Origin of the sequence: Cupriavidus sp. D39 (assembly GCF_026627925.1) — a bacterium.
GTDB classification, from domain to species: Bacteria; Pseudomonadota; Gammaproteobacteria; order Burkholderiales; family Burkholderiaceae; genus Cupriavidus; species Cupriavidus ulmosensis.
The window spans coordinates 27,115-46,621 of sequence record NZ_JAPNLE010000006.1 but is presented as its reverse complement, the minus strand read 5'-3'; the positions used below and the strand labels follow the sequence as shown (position 1 = coordinate 46,621).

The 19,507-nt window shown below is 65.0% G+C and carries 16 protein-coding genes and 1 pseudogene; 4 read left to right on the top strand and 13 right to left on the bottom strand.

Features of this window, described 5'->3' with window-relative positions:
• Positions 1-114: 114 nt before the first annotated feature.
• From OMK73_RS04315 to OMK73_RS04300, 4 genes are all read right to left on the bottom strand, one after another.
• Complete coding sequence (locus OMK73_RS04315; RefSeq protein WP_267600939.1) at positions 115-936, bottom strand: hypothetical protein; 822 nt, start codon at positions 934-936, stop codon at positions 115-117.
• Positions 937-1,075: 139 nt separating this feature from the next.
• Entirely contained in the window at positions 1,076-1,984 is a 909-nt protein-coding gene (locus OMK73_RS04310) for a hypothetical protein (RefSeq protein WP_267600938.1), read from the bottom strand.
• Positions 1,985-2,537: 553 nt separating this feature from the next.
• Positions 2,538-2,783 (bottom strand): H-NS family nucleoid-associated regulatory protein, encoded by a 246-nt coding sequence (locus tag OMK73_RS04305; RefSeq protein WP_267600937.1) that lies wholly within the window; start codon positions 2,781-2,783, stop codon positions 2,538-2,540.
• 116 nt (positions 2,784-2,899) lie between these two features.
• Positions 2,900-4,066, bottom strand: coding sequence for a DNA-binding protein (locus tag OMK73_RS04300; protein ID WP_324291654.1), 1,167 nt, complete (start codon positions 4,064-4,066; stop codon positions 2,900-2,902).
• Positions 4,067-4,210: 144 nt separating this feature from the next.
• Here OMK73_RS04300 and OMK73_RS04295 point away from each other — a divergent pair.
• Positions 4,211-5,450 (top strand): annotated as a pseudogene (locus OMK73_RS04295) (tyrosine-type recombinase/integrase).
• Between the two features lie 119 nt (positions 5,451-5,569).
• Positions 5,570-6,052: a ProQ/FinO family protein gene (locus OMK73_RS04290; RefSeq protein ID WP_267600936.1), complete on the top strand. Its 483-nt coding sequence runs from the start codon at positions 5,570-5,572 to the stop codon at positions 6,050-6,052.
• A gap of 476 nt (positions 6,053-6,528) precedes the next feature.
• On the opposite strand, the gene OMK73_RS04285 is transcribed toward OMK73_RS04290, so the two are convergent.
• Positions 6,529-7,893 carry an MFS transporter gene (locus OMK73_RS04285; RefSeq protein WP_267600935.1) on the bottom strand — a complete coding sequence of 455 codons (1,365 nt, stop codon included), beginning with the start codon at positions 7,891-7,893 and terminating at the stop codon, positions 6,529-6,531.
• A gap of 307 nt (positions 7,894-8,200) precedes the next feature.
• Here OMK73_RS04285 and OMK73_RS04280 point away from each other — a divergent pair, with 307 nt between their 5' ends.
• The gene (locus OMK73_RS04280) at positions 8,201-8,746 is read left to right on the top strand and encodes a nuclear transport factor 2 family protein (protein WP_267600934.1); all 546 of its coding nucleotides are present in this window, start codon (positions 8,201-8,203) and stop codon (positions 8,744-8,746) included.
• 106 nt (positions 8,747-8,852) lie between these two features.
• On the opposite strand, the gene OMK73_RS04275 is transcribed toward OMK73_RS04280, so the two are convergent.
• From OMK73_RS04275 to OMK73_RS04245, 7 genes are all read right to left on the bottom strand, one after another.
• Positions 8,853-9,959: a porin gene (locus OMK73_RS04275; protein ID WP_267600933.1), complete on the bottom strand. Its 1,107-nt coding sequence runs from the start codon at positions 9,957-9,959 to the stop codon at positions 8,853-8,855.
• A 140-nt stretch (positions 9,960-10,099) separates the two neighbouring features.
• Complete coding sequence (locus tag OMK73_RS04270) at positions 10,100-11,302, bottom strand: SDR family NAD(P)-dependent oxidoreductase (protein WP_267600932.1); 1,203 nt, start codon at positions 11,300-11,302, stop codon at positions 10,100-10,102.
• A gap of 2 nt (positions 11,303-11,304) precedes the next feature.
• Positions 11,305-12,069, bottom strand: a complete 765-nt coding sequence (locus OMK73_RS04265; protein WP_267600931.1) for an SDR family NAD(P)-dependent oxidoreductase — start codon at positions 12,067-12,069, stop codon at positions 11,305-11,307.
• A gap of 9 nt (positions 12,070-12,078) precedes the next feature.
• Complete coding sequence (locus OMK73_RS04260) at positions 12,079-13,038, bottom strand: acyl-CoA dehydrogenase family protein (protein WP_267600930.1); 960 nt, start codon at positions 13,036-13,038, stop codon at positions 12,079-12,081.
• Between the two features lies 1 nt (position 13,039).
• Positions 13,040-14,242, bottom strand: a complete 1,203-nt coding sequence (locus OMK73_RS04255) for an acyl-CoA dehydrogenase family protein (RefSeq protein ID WP_267600929.1) — start codon at positions 14,240-14,242, stop codon at positions 13,040-13,042.
• A gap of 8 nt (positions 14,243-14,250) precedes the next feature.
• Entirely contained in the window at positions 14,251-16,392 is a 2,142-nt protein-coding gene (locus OMK73_RS04250; protein WP_267600928.1) for an acetate--CoA ligase family protein, read from the bottom strand.
• 2 nt (positions 16,393-16,394) lie between these two features.
• Complete coding sequence (locus OMK73_RS04245) at positions 16,395-17,165, bottom strand: enoyl-CoA hydratase/isomerase family protein (RefSeq protein WP_267600927.1); 771 nt, start codon at positions 17,163-17,165, stop codon at positions 16,395-16,397.
• A gap of 308 nt (positions 17,166-17,473) precedes the next feature.
• Between OMK73_RS04245 and OMK73_RS04240 the strand changes: the two genes are divergently transcribed.
• On the top strand, positions 17,474-18,352 hold the full coding sequence (locus OMK73_RS04240; RefSeq protein ID WP_267600926.1) for an SMP-30/gluconolactonase/LRE family protein: 879 nt from the start codon (positions 17,474-17,476) through the stop codon (positions 18,350-18,352).
• Here the strand turns inward: OMK73_RS04240 and OMK73_RS04235 are convergent.
• A complete protein-coding gene (locus OMK73_RS04235; protein ID WP_267600925.1) occupies positions 18,349-19,377 on the bottom strand; it encodes a LysR family transcriptional regulator in 1,029 nt (342 codons plus the stop codon). The genes OMK73_RS04240 and OMK73_RS04235 overlap by 4 nt on opposite strands.
• Between the last annotated feature and the right edge of the window lie 130 nt (positions 19,378-19,507).

Genomic DNA, 19,507 nt, shown 5'->3' with positions numbered 1-19,507 from the left:
CTTTTGCTGTGCTGCAAGTTTCCACTTAATTGAGAGAGACTGCCCGCTGCAACCGGTAGGGCATAGCGAGCTCGTCGCGAGGGTGATGCATCGCAGCCAAGCCGCCACGCTCAACTAGCTTGCCCCAGCCTGGAGGGCATCCAGCCGTCTCCGCATTTCGCCCGCTCGGTTCCGCAACTCCGCCATCTCCGGTTGCAGCAGCTTCTCCAGCGGGGTCAACCCGTCCTGTCCCCGGCTGCCAAGGTGTCGCGCCACGAACTCGATCGCGGCCTCGGTCTGCGCCAGGCGGCGGCCATAGACCGGCTCGTGGTGGGCGATGCGGTTCCGGGTCTGGTAGATCGATTCGAGATGGCTGGCCACGGCCGCGCGCGAGATTGATTTGTCCGGGAAGACGCGCTTGAGCGCCGGCTTCCACAGCGCGTGGTCGTAGTCGCCCGAGAAGAGACGTTTCCAGAAATACATGGTGAGCTGCGCCACCACCTGCCCCATCGGGACCGGGATCGCGGCCTGCCTGACCCTGGACAGCTGCTCATGGGGAATGCCCGCGGGAGCCGTCCCGCCCCGGTTGCGGAAGGCCGCCGCGTCAAGTTGGCGCTTTTGCTCCTGGGTGAGCTTGGCGTAGGCGGCCTTCTGCGCGCTTTTCTCGGCTTGGATGATCTTGTCCCGTTCTTCCGCGCCCCAGTTGAAGGGGCCGGTCGGGCCGCGCAGCCAGTCGGCGACGCCGAAATGATCGGTCAACCTGTCGCAGACCGCATTGCGCAGCGCGATCTCCACCACTGCCGTGACCGTCATCAGCGAGGCGGCAAGCCGCAACATCTCCTGGTGCAAGGCAATGGCGCCGCGGTTGGAGCCCGCCAGCCGCTCGAAGGTGCTTAATCGCTCACTTGATAGCAGCGCCGCTACGGCGGCCAGTTCCTCGTCGGAAAGGTGGTCCATTGACTTAAAGGTGGAAATCTTGGACAATTGCAAGTGAAAAGTTGGGATCAGTGTCGGCAGCTACCTTCGGGTGGGCGGACCCCCAACTTCCTGCTTTGGGGGCGCTCTGCGGAGCGCCCTTTTCTATTTTGGCCTGGCGTTACGACACACCCAGATAGGCGCCGATCGCCTTTGCTACGCCACCCGCCAACGCCTCCACGCCGACCCCGGCGGCGCCTTCGATGGCCTTGCCCGCCAGCTTGCCCATCCACGACTGCGGCTTGCCTTCCAGTCCGCTCCCCTTCGCCCTCGCCTCGTCCAGGTCGGCTTTCAACCCGGCGAGATCCGCTTCCTTGAGCCCCAGCGACAAAAGCTGCTGGCGCAGCGCGTCCCAGTCGCCCGTGCCCGCGGTCACCTGGGCGGTCTGCGAAAACCCGCTACCGCCGTTGGCCACGTTGCCGACGCTGCCGGCGATGTTGGTATTGAAGATCTGAGTCAATCGTTCCTCACTGATGGGTTTTGCGCCCATAGGCAGTTCACCTGCGTCCGGGCTGGCTCTCTCCAAGTCGATCGCATAGCCGAGCACTGCATTCTTGATCGCATCGAGCAGCCGGTCGATCGCGCCAATCGGTATCTGTTGCCACGCCGCTATGCACTGCATATTGGGTGTCAGCTTGGACGCGTACTTGATCGCCAGTGCGACATTCCAGGGCAACTGCACGGACGCCGGTTTCGCGCCTTGCACCAGGCCTTCATAGTAGCTGATGGCGTGGCCGAGCCGCGCGACGCGGTAATGATCCTGCAGGGCTTCCGGGAGGATCTCCACTGGAATCTGCAGATCTGTGGCTGTTGAGAACGGACCCGCAAAGTTTCCATAGGAATATGCGCGGGTGACCCGGTATGCGGGGAGGTCGGCGTCGTCGGGGTAGCCGTTCAGTTCCTGCTCCACCCACTGCGCGAGCTGGGCGTGGTCGAGGCGGGCGGCGAGCAGCTTGCACTTGCGCAGCAGTGACGACACGCTGGTGGCGGCTTCGATGGCCTCGGCCTGGATGCTGCGAATCAGGGACATGAACGGCGCGGCCTCCGCAAGAATGGACGACCCGCCGCCGACGAAAAGCGCGGCCGACGGGGATAGGTGCCGATTTTATCACGCCGCCCCCGCCCTCCCGGCGTAAAAACCACTTTTCGCACTACATGATAACCGTACCTATCATTTACTGTAAAAATGCACAAACAGGAACCTTAAAAAGTGAAAATCGCCCTCCAGGGCCTCGCCAGCGCTGTCGATTTCCTCTGCGCCGAGATGTCTCAATATTAAAATCGAGCTGATATAAACCCAAAATCTAAATCAATGTTTGGTTATATTTCAGGGTCAAAAACAATAAATCGCATGGCGATACGGCTGAATTGCCCGATTTGCCTCAGCGAGGAACAAAACGACTTTCCCACGCTGGGAACACAGATTTTTCGCGATCATCCAGCTGATAGCGGAGATCAATGGTCAATTTAACTGGTATCTGATAGCTATCCGATACTTCTTATATGGGTGCGCTCACGGACATCCAAGTGGCTGTGAATCGTCCGGTGCGGCTCAGCGCTAGGAAATCCCGGCCATCCCTTCACTAGACCCGGAAATGTTCCACGGTCTGCCCGGCATTAATTGCCCGCAGCAGCCAGTCCGGCATGGCGCCGCGGCCATCCCAGCCCTGCCCCTGCGCGTTGCGGTAGCGCACCGCCCCAGGCGGTGGTGCCGGCGGCGGCTCGGCAAAGCAGCCCGCGGCCTGCAGGTGGGACAGGGTCAGGCCTTGCTGGGCCATCTGGCTGCGGATCCAGGTGATCGCTTGCGCGCGCTCGATTTCGATTGACATGGTGAAGGTGAAGAGATTTGGGGCGGCGCCGGATCCTGCGTGGTGCCGTCTTGTGGCAGCGTTCCGGCGGAATTCCGCGCCGGCGGGAGGACGTGGTCGCCCTCGCTGCTTAAATTTTATTCAACTCCGCTGACGCCGTCGGCCCTCAGCCTGCGAGCGGCTTGTCCACAGTCTTGTCCCCTCGCGCAGCGGATAAATTCCATCCAACATCTCCAGCGCCCCTCAGGCCGGCCGGGGCCTGAACTTGGTGCGCGTCGCCGGCGCCCGGCGCCTGGGCGACACCAGGCGGCGCATCGCAGTGGTCTCCACTTCAGCGCGCTCGGCCCGCCGCAGCGCCGCTGCCAGTTCGGCTCGCAGGCCTGCCTGTGCCGCCTCGCCATGCTCAAGCGCCTGCCCCTCTGCGCCGACAGGCGGCCGAGCGTGTCGCGCTCGGCCTGCAAGCGCGCCCGTTCCTCGGCACCGGTCACGGCCACGTCCTGCGCCCTCGCCTGCACCGCCGCCAGCTCAGCGCGCAATTCTGCCACCGCCTGCTCGGCCTTCTGGCGCAGCGTGCGCTCCTGGTCGATCTCGCGCAGCGCGCGGCGCTCGGTGGCGCTGGCCCGATCCTGCGCCACCGCCACCTGCTCGCGGGTACGTTCCAGGTCCGCCGAGAACTGCGTATGCATCTCGCCCAGTTGCCGCTCGAGCGCCTCGATCTGGCGCCGGCCTTCCTCCTGACGCGCCTGCGCGGCCGCGTGGGCCTGGCGCTCGGCCTCCAGTTCCCCCTGCAGCGCCGCACGCGCTTGCTGGGCCGCGTCGAGTTCAGCCTGCGCTGCCGCCGTCTTCTGCTCGGCCACCACCACCGCGGCGCGCGCCTGGTCGCGCTGGGCCTCCGCCTCGCTCGCCTGCCACCGCGCTTCGGCCCGCAGCGCGGCCAGTTCGCCGGCGGCGGCCTCGTTGGCGGCCTGCCAGATCGATTGCACGGCATTGGCGGCGATCGCCTTGAGCGCGTCCGGCAGCCCGGGGTGGTCGATGGTCACGCGCATCTTGCCGCGCAGGTCCTGCCAGAACTGCGCCAACACCTCGGTGGGCGTGCCCATGCTGCCCTTGCGCACCAGGCCGTAGAGCTTGTTGGCGGTGGGGGTGATGCCGTAGCGGAAGAACAGCAAGGCGCAGACCTCGCGGTAGAGCGCGCGGGTCTCGGGGAACTGCGCGCGGAGCTGGGCCACATCGGTGGCCACGTCGGCGGCGAGCGTGGCCTGCAGGGCGGCGTCGGACGACGCGTATTCGGGGCTGGCAGTCATGTTTGGGCGGCGGACAAGATCACTTTCGATAGATATTACTACGTAATACGTTAACAATTTGAGTAAATTTCTAAATCTTTAGACATAAGTGTCATTCTGTCTATAATTATGTCTCACCTTGAGAAAAAGACACCCGCCGCACCGATGGAATCCAGCCAGCTGTCCCACACGGCCTTCACCGCCTTGCCGGCCACCCCGATCGAGCGCCTGCACCTGCCCGCCGCGCTGTCCGGCGCCGCCGGCAGCAACCGGGCCCGCGGCGGCACCCCGCAGATCTCGGCCGCCGACGATCTGGCCGCCGTGACGGCCTGGCTGGCCCGGTACGCCGAGACACCCCCGCCACCCTGCAAAGCTATCGGCGCGAGGCCGAGCGGCTGCTGCTGTGGGCCATGCTGCAGCACGCGTAGACCAAAGGAAACCGCTGTCGTCGCTCACGCATGAGGATTTGCTGTGGTACGAGCGCTTCCTGGCCGATCCGCAGCCGGCCTCGCGCTGGGTGATGGCGTCGCGCAAGAAGCTCGCGCGTGGCGCGCCAGGGTGGCGGCCGTTTGCCGGGCCGCTCTCCCCGGTCAGCACGCGCCACACCATGGTGATCCTCAATGGCTTGTTCGCCTGGCTGGTCGACGCCGGCTACCTGGCCGGCAACCCGCTCTCGCTGGCCCGCAGCCGGCGCAGCCCATCCAAGCCGCGCATCACCCGCTACCTGAGCCACGACATGTGGCAAGCGGTCAAGGACGCCATCGACGCCATGCCGGGGACGCGCGACGCTGCGACCGAGCGCGAGCGGCTGCACGCGGCGCGCTGCCGCTGGCTGCTCACCGTGCTGTATCTCGGCGGCTTGCGGGCAACGGAAGTGGCCAGCACGCGCATGGGGGCATTTTTCTGCCGCCGTGACAGCCACGGCCTGGAGCGCTGGTGGATGGAGGTAACGGGCAAGGGCGACAAGACGCGGCTGGTGCCGGCCACCGATGAGCTGATGGTGGAGCTGGCGCGCTATCGGGGCGCCCACGGCCTGGCGCCGAGACCATTGCCAGGCGAGGATCGCCCGATCCTGCTACCGATCATCGGCAAGGAAAAGCCCTTGTCGCGTGGCGCGCTGCATCTGGTGCTCAAGGAAATCTTCGCGCTGGCCGCCGAGCGGCTGCGCGCGCGCGGACCCGATTGGGAAAGCCGGGCCGAAGTGCTGGCCGGCGCCTCGGCGCACTGGCTGCGCCATACCGCGGGCTCGCATATGACCGACCAGCAGGTCGACCTGCGCTTCGTGAGGGACAATTTCGGGCACGCATCCATCGCCACGACCAGCGCTTATTTGCATACCGAAGACGACGCGCGGCATGAAGCCACGCAGGAACGGCACCGGATCGGGTGGAAGCGCGAAGGGTGAAGGGGGTGCCCGCCCTGGCCAGGACGCCTGCTTTGGCCAAGGCCACGCCACCGCGTCAGCGGCAACACGAATCACAAGGGGTTGCTACAATCTCAGCTCGTTTTTAATGGCTGGGCACGATGGGCTTCGAACAACTGGCGGCATTGAAGGAACAACTGGCAAAGCAAGCCAAGGCCGCGCCACGGGCCAAGACGCGTCGCGCACCGCCGAAGGCTTCGGCCCGCCCAGCGAAGCCCGTTAATGAGCCCGCTAAGCCCGTCGATCCGGTGCTGCAGGCCATCGCGAAGCTGCAAAAGCGCTTCCCGCAAACCTTTCCGAAGAATCCTGCGCCCAAGGTACCGCTCAAGATCGGCATCTTCCAGGACCTCGTCCCGCACGCGCAGGAAATTGGCCTGACGGAGTCGGTGTTGCGCGACGCAATCCGGACCTGGTGCCGCGGCACCCGCTACTGGACCTGCCTGGTGGAAGGTGCCCCGCGCGTGGATCTGGCGGGGCAGGCGGCGGGACACGTTTCCCAGGCCGATGCGAACCGGGCGCAGCAACTGCAAGCCCATCGTGCGCGAGCGTTATCTCGACCCGCGACTGCGCCGAAACCCAACTGACCTGCGATTGGGGGTGCCGCGCCGAGGAAGCGCGACTCGGCATCGCATGCCTACGCTCGCAAGCGTCGGCACTACGATGAACCCTCGCGGAGCGCCCCGATTCGACGCCAGGCAGTCGCCGACCAGAGCATCGCCAATTCTCGGCTGGACGCCTGCCCCCGCGGAGCCACCACGCACGGCGGGATGCGGTTCGGTTGGACCTTGATGCCGACACCCCCCGGGGAAACATTCACGTTCGTGAAAGAATCCGCTTCCCCCTACGCTCCGGCCATCGCGACGGTTCAGTTCTGCTAGCGGACAGACGCGGGATGGTATGGATTTCGGCGCCACTCGCCAATTTGCATAGCGAGGAGCATGCGCGGCAATAAGTCACGCGGGCGCGCCAATAGATGGATGGGCGTGCCGCCGTTGGGCAAGGCGTTCCGTTTCTGCACTCATTCCGTGGCGCTCCTCTGGTAGGAGGCCGTGCCGTCAGGTCAGTGCTCGGCCACTGGCGATCCCACGCATTCTTTCTGCTCTTGCTGCGCTTCATTGCGGCCCAGCACCAGCAGCGACAGCGCGGCGATGACCGCGGGAATGGCCAGCAGGCTAAAGATCGCGCCGAAGTCCCAGCCGATGCCCAGAAGCATGGCGCCGCCCAGGGTGCCGGCCACGCCGCCGAAGCGGCCCATGCCCAGCATCCAAGCCACGCCGGTGACGCGACTGGTGGTCGGGTAGTAGTGCGCGGCCAGCGGCGACATGGACGCCGAAGCGCCGGACACTGCCACGCCCATGATGATGATCAGCACGGTCAGCCCGCTGCCTTGCGACACGTGATGGTCTATCACCAGCGCGATGCCGGCGGCCACCAGGAAGTACGCGGCCACGACGCGGGTGGGCGGGAACCGATCGGTCAGTAGGCCGGCCAGTAGGATGCCGGCGCAGCCACCGATGTGGAACAGCGTGGCGGTAATCGTCGAATCATGGAGCGAGAAGCCTGACACCGTGAACAGGGTGGGAAGCCAGTTGTTCACGAGGTACAGGATCATCATGCACATGAAGTAGCAGAGCCACAGCATCGACGTGCCAACGGCATAGCGCTTGCCGAAGAGCTCCGAAATCGGCGACTTGCGGCCGTGGGCGAGGTCTTCCTCGCAGACGAGCGCCACATCGTCGAGTTTGGCGGCTGGCGCGATGCGGCGGAGGATACCTACGGCTTCCTGGCGTCCACGCTGGTTGGCCACGAGAAATTTCACCGACTCCGGCAGCCTCCGGATCAGGATCAGGCTCAGCAAGACGGGCAACACACCGCCAACGATCAATACCGAGCGCCAGCCAAAGTGTGGAATCAGCCATGCGGTCATCAGGCCGCCCATGGCATTGCCAAGCGCAAAGCCCATTAGCATGGAATTGACCACGGTGCCGCGGATGCGGGTCGGCACGTACTCCGCCATCAGCGTCACGGTGTTGGGCACTGCGGCGCCAAGGCCAATGCCGGTCAGGAAGCGCATGACCATCAGCATTTCCAGCGACGTGGTAAAAGCCGCTGCCACCGTGAATGCACCGAACACGAAGACCGAGCCGATCAATACGCGCTTGCGGCCAATGCGGTCCGCCACCGGGCTGACCAGCATGGCGCCGATACCGATGCCGACCAGCGTGGCGCTCAGCACAGGCCCCAGCGCGGCGCGCGACACGTCCCAGTCCTTGATCAGCGACGGCACCAGATAGCCCATCGCGCCGGTGTCCAGGCCATCCAGGCTGATGATCAGAAAGCAGAGCAGGAACAGCCGGATGTGAAATCCCGAAAACCGCTGCTCGTCGATGAAGGCTTGAACTTCCAGCTTGCGTTGCGGGATCATCGCGCACCTCCGCGGGTGCGGCAGCGATCCGAGGGGCGCTGGAATGCCGGGTGGCGCGTGCCGCCGGTATGACTTGGCATGTGTTTGTCTCCTTCTATGTCGTTCTTTTGCAAGCGCACGCGACAAACGCGGTCTTGAATGGCCGCTTATTGTAGGGTGCGGCTCTTGTCCCAAGTATCTTAGGGGCCTTGCAAGGCGCCGAATATGCCTTCGCCATGCAGAACACAATCAACCAAACCACCTGCAATCGGGGCTGCGGCGTGCGGGAAAATCGGGCTGAAACCGAGTCCACGTCCAAGGAGACCAGATGACGACACCCGATCTCGACGCCCTATCCGCAACAATCCGGCAACTGCTTGATCGCGAAGCCATCCGCGAATGCCTGTATCGCTACTGCCGGGGTATCGACCGCTGTGATGAGGCGGCATTGCGCAGCGCGTACTGGGAAGACGGCACCGACTCGCACGGCCCCTACTCTGGCAGCGCCGCCGGCTTCATCGAGTGGGTGCTTGACCGGCTGAAGACCAGCGAGCGGTCGATCCATTTCATCTCCAACTTGTCGATCACGCTGCATGGCAACTGGGCGGCGGTGGAGTCATATTTCCAGGCACTGCAGCGCAAAACCGATGAAACGATGGTATCGCGCGAAGTGTTCCTGGCCGGGCGCTATGTCGACCGCTTCGAGAAGCGTGGCGGCGAATGGCGCATCGCGCGGCGCGTGGTGGTCTATGACTGGATCCGCCCGCTCGGTGCACCGCAAGGGCCGGAAGCCAAGCAATTCGGCCCGCGCCAGCCCATTGGCGCGCGCTATCCAGAGGATCCGGTCTATGCATTGCTGCGCGGTGATGAATAAGGCGCGACGAACAATCAGCGGCGAATAATACGCGGAGAGCGGATCGAAGGAAAACCGGCCGAAAGGTACCGGCCGATTCAACGCTGCAACGGCGACTTCCCGCGTGTCAGAACACGTGTCTGATCCCGACCACCGCGCCGAGCTGATTGGTGCCCGGCGGGGTATAGCCGAAGCCACCCACGCCGGAGCTGAGACCCAGATTGGCGCTACCCTTGTTCCTGGTGTAGCCCACGCTCAGGTACGCATTGGTGCGCTTCGAGAACGCGTATCTGGCATTGCCGGCAAAGAGCCAGGGATCATTGCCGGTATTGCGGAAATCCTGATAGTACGCGGCCGCGCTCAGGGCAATGGCCGGCGATGCCTGCCAAATCAACCCCGTCCACCACAGGTTCGACCCCTGATTGCCCGCGCCGGCGATGGCGCCTGGCAGCAAGGCACCGTCGTACGCCCGGGCCCAGCGATAGCCGACGAACGCCTTGACCGGATTGAAATCGTAGGTGCCGGCCAGCACGGCGCGGCGCGTCCTAGCGTCGGGATTGGTCGTGGTCGTGCCGGTATTGACCTCGTCGTACGCGGCGCCGATGCCGATTGGACCGCTGCTGTAGCTCAGGCGAAAGCCATACTCGCGACCAAGCTTCGCGTTGCCAGGCACTTCGCTGCCGTTGACCGTACTGCTCTCCGCGCCAAAGCTGTACATGGCCGAGGCCGTCAACCCGCCGAACGTTCCTGTGTATTTGACGGTATTGTCCGCGCGCGACACGAACGCAATGTCTTGATTGAGGATCGAGTACCTGGGCGCGAGCAGCATCGGATCAAATGCGCCGATGAAGTCGAACAGTTCGTTCTGCTGCCGCCCTAGCAACAGGCTGCCCCATCGTCCCTGCATGCCCACGTATGCCATCCGGCCGAACAGCCGGCCACCTTGCGAGGATTTTCCGGTATCGGTGTCATAACCGCTTTCGAGTACGAACACGGCCTGTTGCCCGTTGCCCAGATCCTCCACGCCGCGCAAGCCCCAGCGCGATCCCGCGGTGTTGCCCGAAGAAATCCGGGCGATGGAATTGCCACCGTCCACCTGATGATTGGCATATTCGATGCCGGTATCGACCACCCCGTAGAGCATGACACTGCTTTGCGCGCTGGCTGGCAATGCGCACACCAGCGACAGCAAACCAGGCACAGCCACCTTGTACTTCATATTCATCGTCTCCATTTTTATGATGTGGGACCTCACTTCGTGACCGGAATGGTCGTGAAATGGGCGTGAGATACCCTGCCCACTTCCTGTGAGGCATCCCGTCCTTGCTGCAAAAAAACAACGAATCGATCTCTATCGCTGCGATCACGGCACCATCACGGCGCATCCATGGGCGGCAGCGGTAGTACCTGCCCAGTCAGGTACTGCGCGCCCGCGCCCGTCATGAAGCGCAACAGCGGCGCCAGCGTGCGTGTATCGGGCCGCGCGATCTGCAGCGCATTCACGCGCAGTGCTCGTGCACCCCATTCGCACGCCAGCGTGGCCACCAGCATGCGTGCCGCCGCCGCGTCACCCGCGGCGCGCCAGTCGTCCTGATCTTCGGGCGGCAACAGCAGCGTCAGGCTGGCCTGCCGCGCGTACATTTGCGCGAATCGGCGCGCGGCCCCGTGTACCGTCCGTAACCATTCACCGGGCGCGGCAGCTAGCGGCGAGACATCGAGCACCGCCGGATAGCCAGGACCGATCTCCCCGACCGAAGCCCAGTCTCCGGCCGGTGCGCCCACCACTTGCAAGTTGGTTGGCGCATCGAGTGGCGCTGGGGCAATCTCCGCTGGCGCGAAGGCCAGGCTGCCGCCGAACACCGAAGAGCCGCCATCGACGGACAGCGTCAACCCCGACAACGGCGCCGCGCCAAGGCCCGCCAGAAAAAACAGCGCCTCCGCCATCTCGGCGGGATGGGCCATACGGCCCAGCGGAATCTTGGCCACGGCGTGTTCCGAATTCGGGTGGCCGGTCTCGATAAGACGGTCGACCAGTTCCGTACGCACGAAGCCCGGACACAGCGTGGTCACGGACAGGTCGCGGCGTTGACGCGCCAACGCGCGCGACAACGCAATCAGCCCTGCCTTGCTGGGGCTATACGCGCCACGCCAGGGGATGGCACGCAACCCGGCCCCGGACGCTACGCTGACGATGCGCGCGCTGGGCGCCAGCCGACACGAGAGCGCCTCGACCAGACGCGCCGGTGCATCGAGATTGAGCGCCAGCAGCGCGCACCACGCGTCGCCGTCCTGCTCCACCACGGGGCGATTGCCACGGTCCGACATGCCCGCGTTGTTGATCAGCGCGTCCAGCGTGCCCGTATGCTCCGCCAGCGTATCGATGCTTTGCGCATCAGTCAGATTGACCTCCAGTGCCCGGTGGTCGCCCTGCGGACAGGCGACCAAACCGGCCATGGTGGTGGCCAGCCCCTGCGCATCGCGATCGACCAGCACGCATCGCCAGCCGTCACGCGCGAAGCGCTGCGCGGCGGCGCGGCCAATGCCCGACGCGGCGCCGGTGATGAGAACCGTGGGCACGATCAGAGATTGGTGAAAGTGATGCCGCCGTCCACCACCAATGCCTGCGCGTTGATGAAGCGCGCTTCGTCGCTGGCGAGAAAGCAGATACCCATGGCCACGTCATCCACATTGCCCAGGCGACCCATCGGCGTGCGTGCTACACGGCGGGCGTCGCGCTCGGCGTTGCGGTTGCGCTGCGTGCCCTCGGTCGGCACCGCGGACGGGCAGACCGCATTGACACGGATACCGCGCGCGCCCAGTTCAGCGGCGGCAGCGCGCGTGATACCCAGAATGCCGGACTTGATGCCCGAGTACGCGACCGAATTCGGCGCCGAAGACAGCGCGGCCGTGGAAGCCACGTTGACGATCACGCCGCCGCATTCCGGATCCATCGCCTCGGTAGCCGCCTGAATGCCCCAGATCACCGCCTTGAAGCCGATGTCGAGCATGCGGTCGAGCGTTTCTGGCATGATCTCGAGCACCGCCTGGTAGCGCACCCATGCGGCATTGTTGACCAGAATATCGAAGCGTTCGCGGTACGCCGCAGCTACGCGCACGGCCTCGGTGATACCTTCGCGGGTCGATACGTTCTGCACCACGGGGACGGCCTCGCCGCCGGCGCGGCGGATGTCCTCCACGGCGTCGTTGACCAGTTCCTCCTTGAGGTCATTGACGGCGACGATCGCGCCCCGCGCGGCGAGAAGGCGCGCCGTGGCGCGTCCGATGCCGGCACCCGCGCCGGTGACCAGCGCCACGCGGCCAGCCAGATCCTGTTGCATGCTCATGCTCACTCCTCAAACACTCTGAATGAATTCCTGTCCCACCGCGCGCGCCAGCACGCCTGCGCCGAACGCCGCGTCCAACTTGCGCACCTCCCGCAGGGAGTAGTGCAGCGGTACTTCCCAGGTGAATCCCATCCCGCCATGCAGGTGGATCGCTTTCTCGATCACGAACGCGGCATTGGTGATGGCGCCGGCCAGCGCCGGGCGGGCACTGCGCGCCTGCCCGAATTCGTTGCGCGCCATGGCGCGGCGCACCGAGACACTTGACGCTTCCTGCAGCAGCTTCATGCGCGCCAGCAGATGACGCACGGCCTGTTTGGCCGACAGCGGCCGGCCGAATTGCACACGCGTGGCCATATAGCCCGCGGTCAGCTCCAGCGCGCCGTCGGCCGCGCCATTGGCCAGTTCCGCCATCAACAGGCACGACGCATGCTCCAGCGTCTTGCGTGCAGCGGCATCGAGTCGCGCAACCACGGTGGCGCCTTCCAGCTCCAGCCAGCTCTGCGGGCTGTCCGGATCCAGCGCGCCATCTTCCAGCACTTTCACGCTGGCTACTTCCAGCAGTGCCGCGCCATCGCCATCGTTGACCAGCACCCAGTCGCAGCGCGCGACATGACGCGCATGGCTAGCCACGCCGTCATGCAGATCGCCTTGCCACGCGATGGTGGCCAGCTTCGCGCCCGTGGCAAGCTCGGCGGCGGCCGGCGTGCCAGCCAGCGCGCGCGCCAGCAGGATCTGTTCGGGCAGCGGCGTGCGCAACTGGAGCTTGCCCGCCGCATGGACGATGGGCAGCGCAAAGTTGATCGGCAAGCCCAGCCCGCCATCGTCCTCGGCAGCACACACACCGAACAGGCCCGCCTCGGCCAACACGCGGACTGCCTCGCCCGCATCGCGCGCCAGCGCATCGCAAATGGCTTCGCACGCAGCCTGGGCGAATTCCTCGGGCCGCAGATCATCGTCTCGGGTCGTCATGTCAAAGATCCTTGGGCAGATTCAGAATGCGCTGCGCGATGACGTCGAGCTGCACTTCGGATGCGCCCGCGTAAATCGTCTCGGCGCGCGAGAAAAGATAGGCCTGGTTAAAGGCCTTGCGAGCGCGCTGCGCATGGGCGCTGGAGCGGGGGTTCACATGCGACATCAGCGACAAGGCAAGCCCGGCGAACGCCTGGTGGCACTCCGACCAGTACAGCTTGGTGAGCGATCCGCGCGCGCCGATCGATTCGCCGGACATCATGCGTTCCACCGTGCTTTCGACCAGACCCTTTAGCGCGTCGATCTCGCAGGCCACATCGCCAAGGCGGCGCTGCGTGTAGCCATCGTCGAGCAGCCGCGCCATTTGCGCATCGGACTTGCACGCCGCCACCAGATGGCGCAGCTCGCATTCGAAACGCCACGGGCGGTACATGCGATTGGTGGCGCGCTCGATCGACAGCACGCGGATTGCCGCATGCCAGCCTTCGTCGGGCGCACCCATGCGGGCGCTGTCCGGCACCACCACATCGTCGAAGAACACCTCGGCGAACGACTGCTTGCCGTCGATCGACTTGATCGGCACCACGCGAATTCCTGGCGTGTTCATCGGCACCGCAAACATTAGCAGGCCGCGATGCTTGTCGGCCACGGTGCCCGTGCGGGTCAACAGGAGGCAATAGTGGGCCTTGGCCGCACCGCTGGTCCAGATTTTCTGGCCGTTGATGCGCCACCGGTCACCCTCCTGCACGGCCTTCGTGCGCAGCCGCGCCAGATCGGAGCCGGCGTCGGGCTCGGAGAAGCCCTGGCACCAGTAATCGCGCATGGCAAGGATGGCGGGCAGGAATGCCTGCTTCTGCTCTTCCGTGCCCACGGTCATGATGATCGGGCCAGCCAGTTCCTTGCCGATCGAGCTTACGCTCTCGGGCATCGGCAGCGCGCCGATCTCCTTGTTGACGGCCAGGTGCTCGCGCAACGTCAGGCCGTGGCCACCGTAGGCCTTGGGCCAGGTCATGCCAGCCAGGCCGGCCTGGTACATGGCCGCTTCCCAGTCGCGCGACTCTTCCAGCGTGGGCGTGCGATAGGCCGGGTTATCAGCACGCATGAAGTCGGGCAGATTGCCGCGCAACCAGTTGCGGGCGTGTTGACGGTAAACCTCGGGGCCAGCGGCCGGATCGGGGACCGCTACGCGTTTGTCGATATGCATGACAGTTCTCAGTGTGCGTGCGCGGCGCGCGTGGTGGGAATGATCAAGGCGTCGAGCACAACCACGCCTGCGCCCTGAGGCCGAACCAGAATCGGATTCATGTCGATTTCGGCCACTTCACCGGCATGACGGCACGCGAATTCCGAAAGCCGCGCCACACTGCGGGCAGCGGCGGCGACATCGGCCCTGGCCTGGCCGCGCGCACCATCGAGCAGCGGGAACATGCGCAGCGAACGGATCATGGCCAGCGCTTCGTCCTCGCTCACTGGCGCGGCCTGCACGGCCACATCCTTGAGCACTTCGGCATAGATGCCGCCCATGCCGACCATCACCACGGGACCGAACACCGGATCGCGCGAGATGCCCGCGATCATCTCCACGCCGCCCTTGATCATCGGAGCTACCAGCACACCGTCGACCCTGGCATGCGGCGCATGGCGCACGGCATTGGCGATCACCGTGTCATAGGCTTCGCGCACGGCACTGGCGGTAGCGAGGTTCAGTGCCACGCCACCGATCTCGGTCTTGTGAGCGATGTCTTCCGACACGATCTTGAGCACGACGGGAAAGCCTGTGGCTTCGGCCGCGCGCACCGCTTCATCAGCCGATTGCGCGATCGCTTCGCGCGGCACGTCGATACCGGCGGCCGCCAGCGCAAGCTTGGCGTGATATTCGTTGCGGAACACGCTGGGATCGACTGGCTCCTGTCGCACGCTGACCGCCGGTTGCGCCGGCGCACTGGCCTGACGCACCAAGCGCACCAGGCCGGCCAGACCGTTGGCCGCATCGTTGATGCTACCGAACACGGGAATGCCAAGCGCGTTGATCTGCGCGACCGCGTCGGGCGGGCCCTGGCTGATGATAATGAACGTGCGTTCGGGATGGCTGGCACGCACCTGTGCCAGCGCATCGAGGTACACGCCGCGCAGACGCGAGCTGTACAGAGAGAGCGACATGAACATCACCAGCGTGCTGCCCGAGGCATCGTCCAGCAGCGCGGCCAGGAGCTTGAGCAGGATATCGGGTCGGCTGGACATCTGCGCCGTGGCGTCCACCGGGTTGCCGGTGCCCGCCATGGGCAGCGCTTCACGAATGCGCGCACGGGTTTCTTCGGCCAGCGCGGGCAGTTGCAGGCCGGCCTGGCTCATTGCATCGGCCATCATGATGCCGAAACCGCCCGAGGCCGCCAGCAGCGTCACCGCGTCGTTGCGCGGCAGACGCCCCGGCATCAGCATCGCGGCGGCGTGGCCGATCTCGATCAGCTCTTCCACCGAACGCACACGCAGCGCGCCATGGCGACGGAAGACCGCATCGATGACGGCGTCGGACCCCATCATTGCGCCGGTGTGCGAGGCCGCGGCGGCCTGACCCGATTCGGTGGCGCCCATTTTCAGCACGATCACGGGCTTGCCCTGGGCACGCGCCAGCTCCAGAGCCTCGATCAGGCGTCCTGCGTGGCGACAGGTTTCCATGCAGCACAGGATGATGCGCGTGGCGGTGTCCTGCGCCAGTGCGGCGATGCCATCGGCCACATCGACGTCGGCTTCGTTGCCGGTGGCCATGAAACGGCTCACACCCAGGCCGCGACGCGCCACGGCCGCCATGGTGTGGCTACCGACATTGCCCGATTGCGACACGATGCCCACCGTGCCCGGCGGCGGCAAGTATTCTTCCAGGCTGATCGAGAACGACCCGATCACGCGATCCACCACATTGACGGTGCCCAGACAGTTGGGGCCCAGCATGCGCATGCCGTACTGGCGTGCGATGTCGACGAGTTCGGCCTGCAGCGCGGCACCTTCGGCGCCCAGCTCGGCAAACCCCGAAGACAGCACGATGGCGCACTTCACACCGCGCTCGCCGCAGGCGCGCAGCGCAGCCGGGGTGGCGCCGGCCGGCACAGCGAGGATAGCGAGCTCGGGCGCGGTGGGCGTCTCGCGCACCGACTTAGAGGCCGTCAGCCCCTGGACGATGCCGCCCTTCGGGTTGATGGGATAGACCACACCGGCATAGGCATGCTTGAGCAGCATGTGTACCGGGCGTCCGCCAATCTTGGTGATATCGTCCGAGGCACCCACCACGGCAATGCTGCGCGCATGGAAGAAACCGTCGAGCCCCCAACCCGGGGAGCGTTCAGTGTGCTGAGACATGATCAACGCCCCTTGAACTGCGGCTGACGCTTTTCCAGGAACGCCATGCGCGCCTCGCGAGCATCTTCCGTGCGCGACAGCGTCATCGTGAATTCCTGCTCGAAGCGGTACGCATCGCGTTGCGGCATCACGTCTACCATGTTGCACGAGCGCTTGGCGTATATGATTGCCAGTGGCGCCTTGGCGGCGATTTCGCGCGCCAGGGCCATCGTCACGGGCAGCAGTTCCTCGGCGGGAAGCACGTCTTCCAACACGTTGCGGCGCAGCAGCTCATGGGCCGTCAGGCGCTGGCCCGTGAAGAACATGCGGCGCACGGTGGAGCGACCAAACAGCGTACGCAGCATCGACGCACCGCCGGCCAGACCGACGTTGATCTCGGGCATGCCGAAAGTGGCTTCCTCGGAGGCATAGAGGACATCGCAGGCGGCCATCAGGCCCATGCCCGCGCCCAGCGCCACGCCGTTGACGGCGGCGATCACGGGCTTGGCGCACTCCTTGATGGCGTTGCCGGTTTCGCGCGTCAGGCGATTGTGTTCCAGAAAATCGCCGGCGATATCGGCGTCAGGCCGGTCTTTCAGATCGGCGCCGGCGCAGAACACCTTGCCCGCGCCGGTCAGCACGGCGCAGCGGATATCATCGCGCTCGGAGATTTCGTCGAAGGTCGCCACGATCTGGCGGCGCATGTCACGGTTAAGCGCGTTGACGGGTGCGCGATTCAGTGTCACCAGCGCCACGCCGTCGGCGACCTCCATCAGAACCAGTTTCTCGCTCATGCTCCGACTCCCGAAAGGTCCGCGGCGCGAGTGCCATGCATCGGGCTGTGCGCGCGCCGCAGCGCGCTGTGTATGTGCTTCATGGGAGTCTCCTTGTCGAATGAATAGCCGTCTTTCGTTGCTGACAACCGGCTTGATCCGATTATATGGACGGATATTGCCCTCAATTTCTGCCAATCTCGTTGGTTGTGTTCTGCGGGAAATCGGCATATTCCTAGCCCGCTGAAGTCGATAGCATGTCCGCGGCAAGCCTCCCGCACAGGGGCGCGCCGGCGCCGTCCGGCCATCACAAGAAAGGATTGGAGACCATGCAAATCGAGCACCTCGGCACCCTTAGGACCGATCTCGGGGAATGCCCCGTCTGGGACGCGGACAGTCAAATGTTATGGATGCTCGATTGCCGCAACGGACGCATTTATACGGTCGATCCGCAAACGGGCCATGACCGGTTCTGCGAACTTCCCGCGCCGCTCGGCTCGTTCGCGCTAAATGGCAAAGACAGCCTGGTGGTCGCGCTGAAGGAGGACGTGTCGATCTATACGCCCTCTACCGGCAAGCTCAGGCGCGTGGCGCGCATCGACGATCGCCATCCCAACCTGCGCCTGAACGATGGCGCGGCCATGCCGGACGGCAGCTTCGTGGTAGGCACCATGCATATATTCCGCAACCCCGGCGAGGCACCGCTGGGCGGGTTGTACCGTCTGGACCCAGCCGGCGGCTTTACGCGCCTGGACCGCGGCCTGGGCGTGGTCAACGGCCCCGTGCCACACCCGTCGCGCGCCGAGTTCTATGTCTGCGACAGCGCCGCGCGCAGCATCTATCGCTATCGCATCGACAGCGCCGGCGCATGGTCCGTGCGGGAGCGATTTGTCGATACCGAGCCATATGGATCGGCCCCGGACGGTTGCTGCTTCGATAGTGAAGGCGGCTTGTGGACGGCGCTGGTCTACGTCGGCGCCATTGCACGGTTCGATGCCGAGGGCAGGCTGACGCATCGCATCGACCTGCCCGTCGCCCACCCCGCCTCGCTGTGCTTCGGCGGACCGGCGCTCGACGATATCTACGTCACCACGATCCGCGACAGCGGGCGGCTCTCGGCGCAGGGGCCGCTCGACGGGGCCCTGCTGCGGGTGCGCGGCGCGGGCTTGCGCGGCGCGGCCCGCCCGCATTGCCGCGTGCGGGCCTAAGGGTTGGGGGTGGCGCTGTCGCTGATGGCGCTCGATTTGCCATACGCGGAGAACCGCAGCGCCTCGCCGGAGACCTGCGAGGCCACGAAGTCGAGAAACAGCCGGATCTTGGCCGGGATCATCGCGGTGTCCAGGATTGTCGCGAACATCCCTTCTTCGAACGTGGTGTTGGTCACACGGTAGTCGGAAAATAGCCGCACCAGCGTGCCGTTCGAGATGTCGTGGTGGACCGTATAATCGTCGAGCAGCGCAATGCCCTCGCCCAGCCGCGCCAGTTCCAGCAAGGCGACACCGTTGTTGGTGACATGCCGCGGCTTGAAACTCACCTCTTCGATGGCGTCATCGCGCTTGAAATGCCAGTTGTGATGGCCGCCTGGCAGCAGATACGCCATGCAATCGTGTTCAAGGATATCGGTCGGTTGCACAGGTGCCGTCCTGCGCTCCAGATAGGCTGGCGACGCCACCATATAGCGCTCGCTCCGGAACAGGATGCGCCGTTTCAGTCCGGCCTCCACGGGCGGTGAAATCCGGAAATCGATGTCGAAGTTGTTGCGCCGCAGGTCTGCCTTCGATTCGGACAGCACTAGTTCGATATGAATGTCCGGGTACTTGCGACGGAAGGCCGCCATCAGTGGCGGCAGCACACCCAGACCGAACATCATGCGCGAATGCACGCGTAGCGTACCCTTGGGCGCGGCGCGGATCTCGGTGATGTTGCGGTGCGCCTGATTGATGTTCCACAGGATCCCTTCCAGCTCCCGCGCGTATTCCTGACCCGCCTCCGTCAGCACCACCTGGCGCGTGGAGCGCATCAGTAGCTTGACGTTCAGCGCACTCTCGAAGTCGGTGATCATACGCGAAACGGATGTGGCCGACACCCCGAACCGCCGCGCTGTCTCGGAGAAGCTCTCCGTCTTCGATATCGATAGAAAAAGCTCCATGGCGCGAAGCCTGTCCATCATTCCTCCAATTTTTGCAGTACAGAACGCCGCCTTTGCCCTATTCCGGCCGGCAACATCCGGCACCTAGAAGTTCCTGAAACCTTCACAGGTGTTTTCAGGAGACATCATGAAATACGGCGTACTTATCTTGGTCCAGCAGCGAGGTTATCACCAGACCCCGGGAAGTCATCAGCAACTCCATCGAACAGACCGT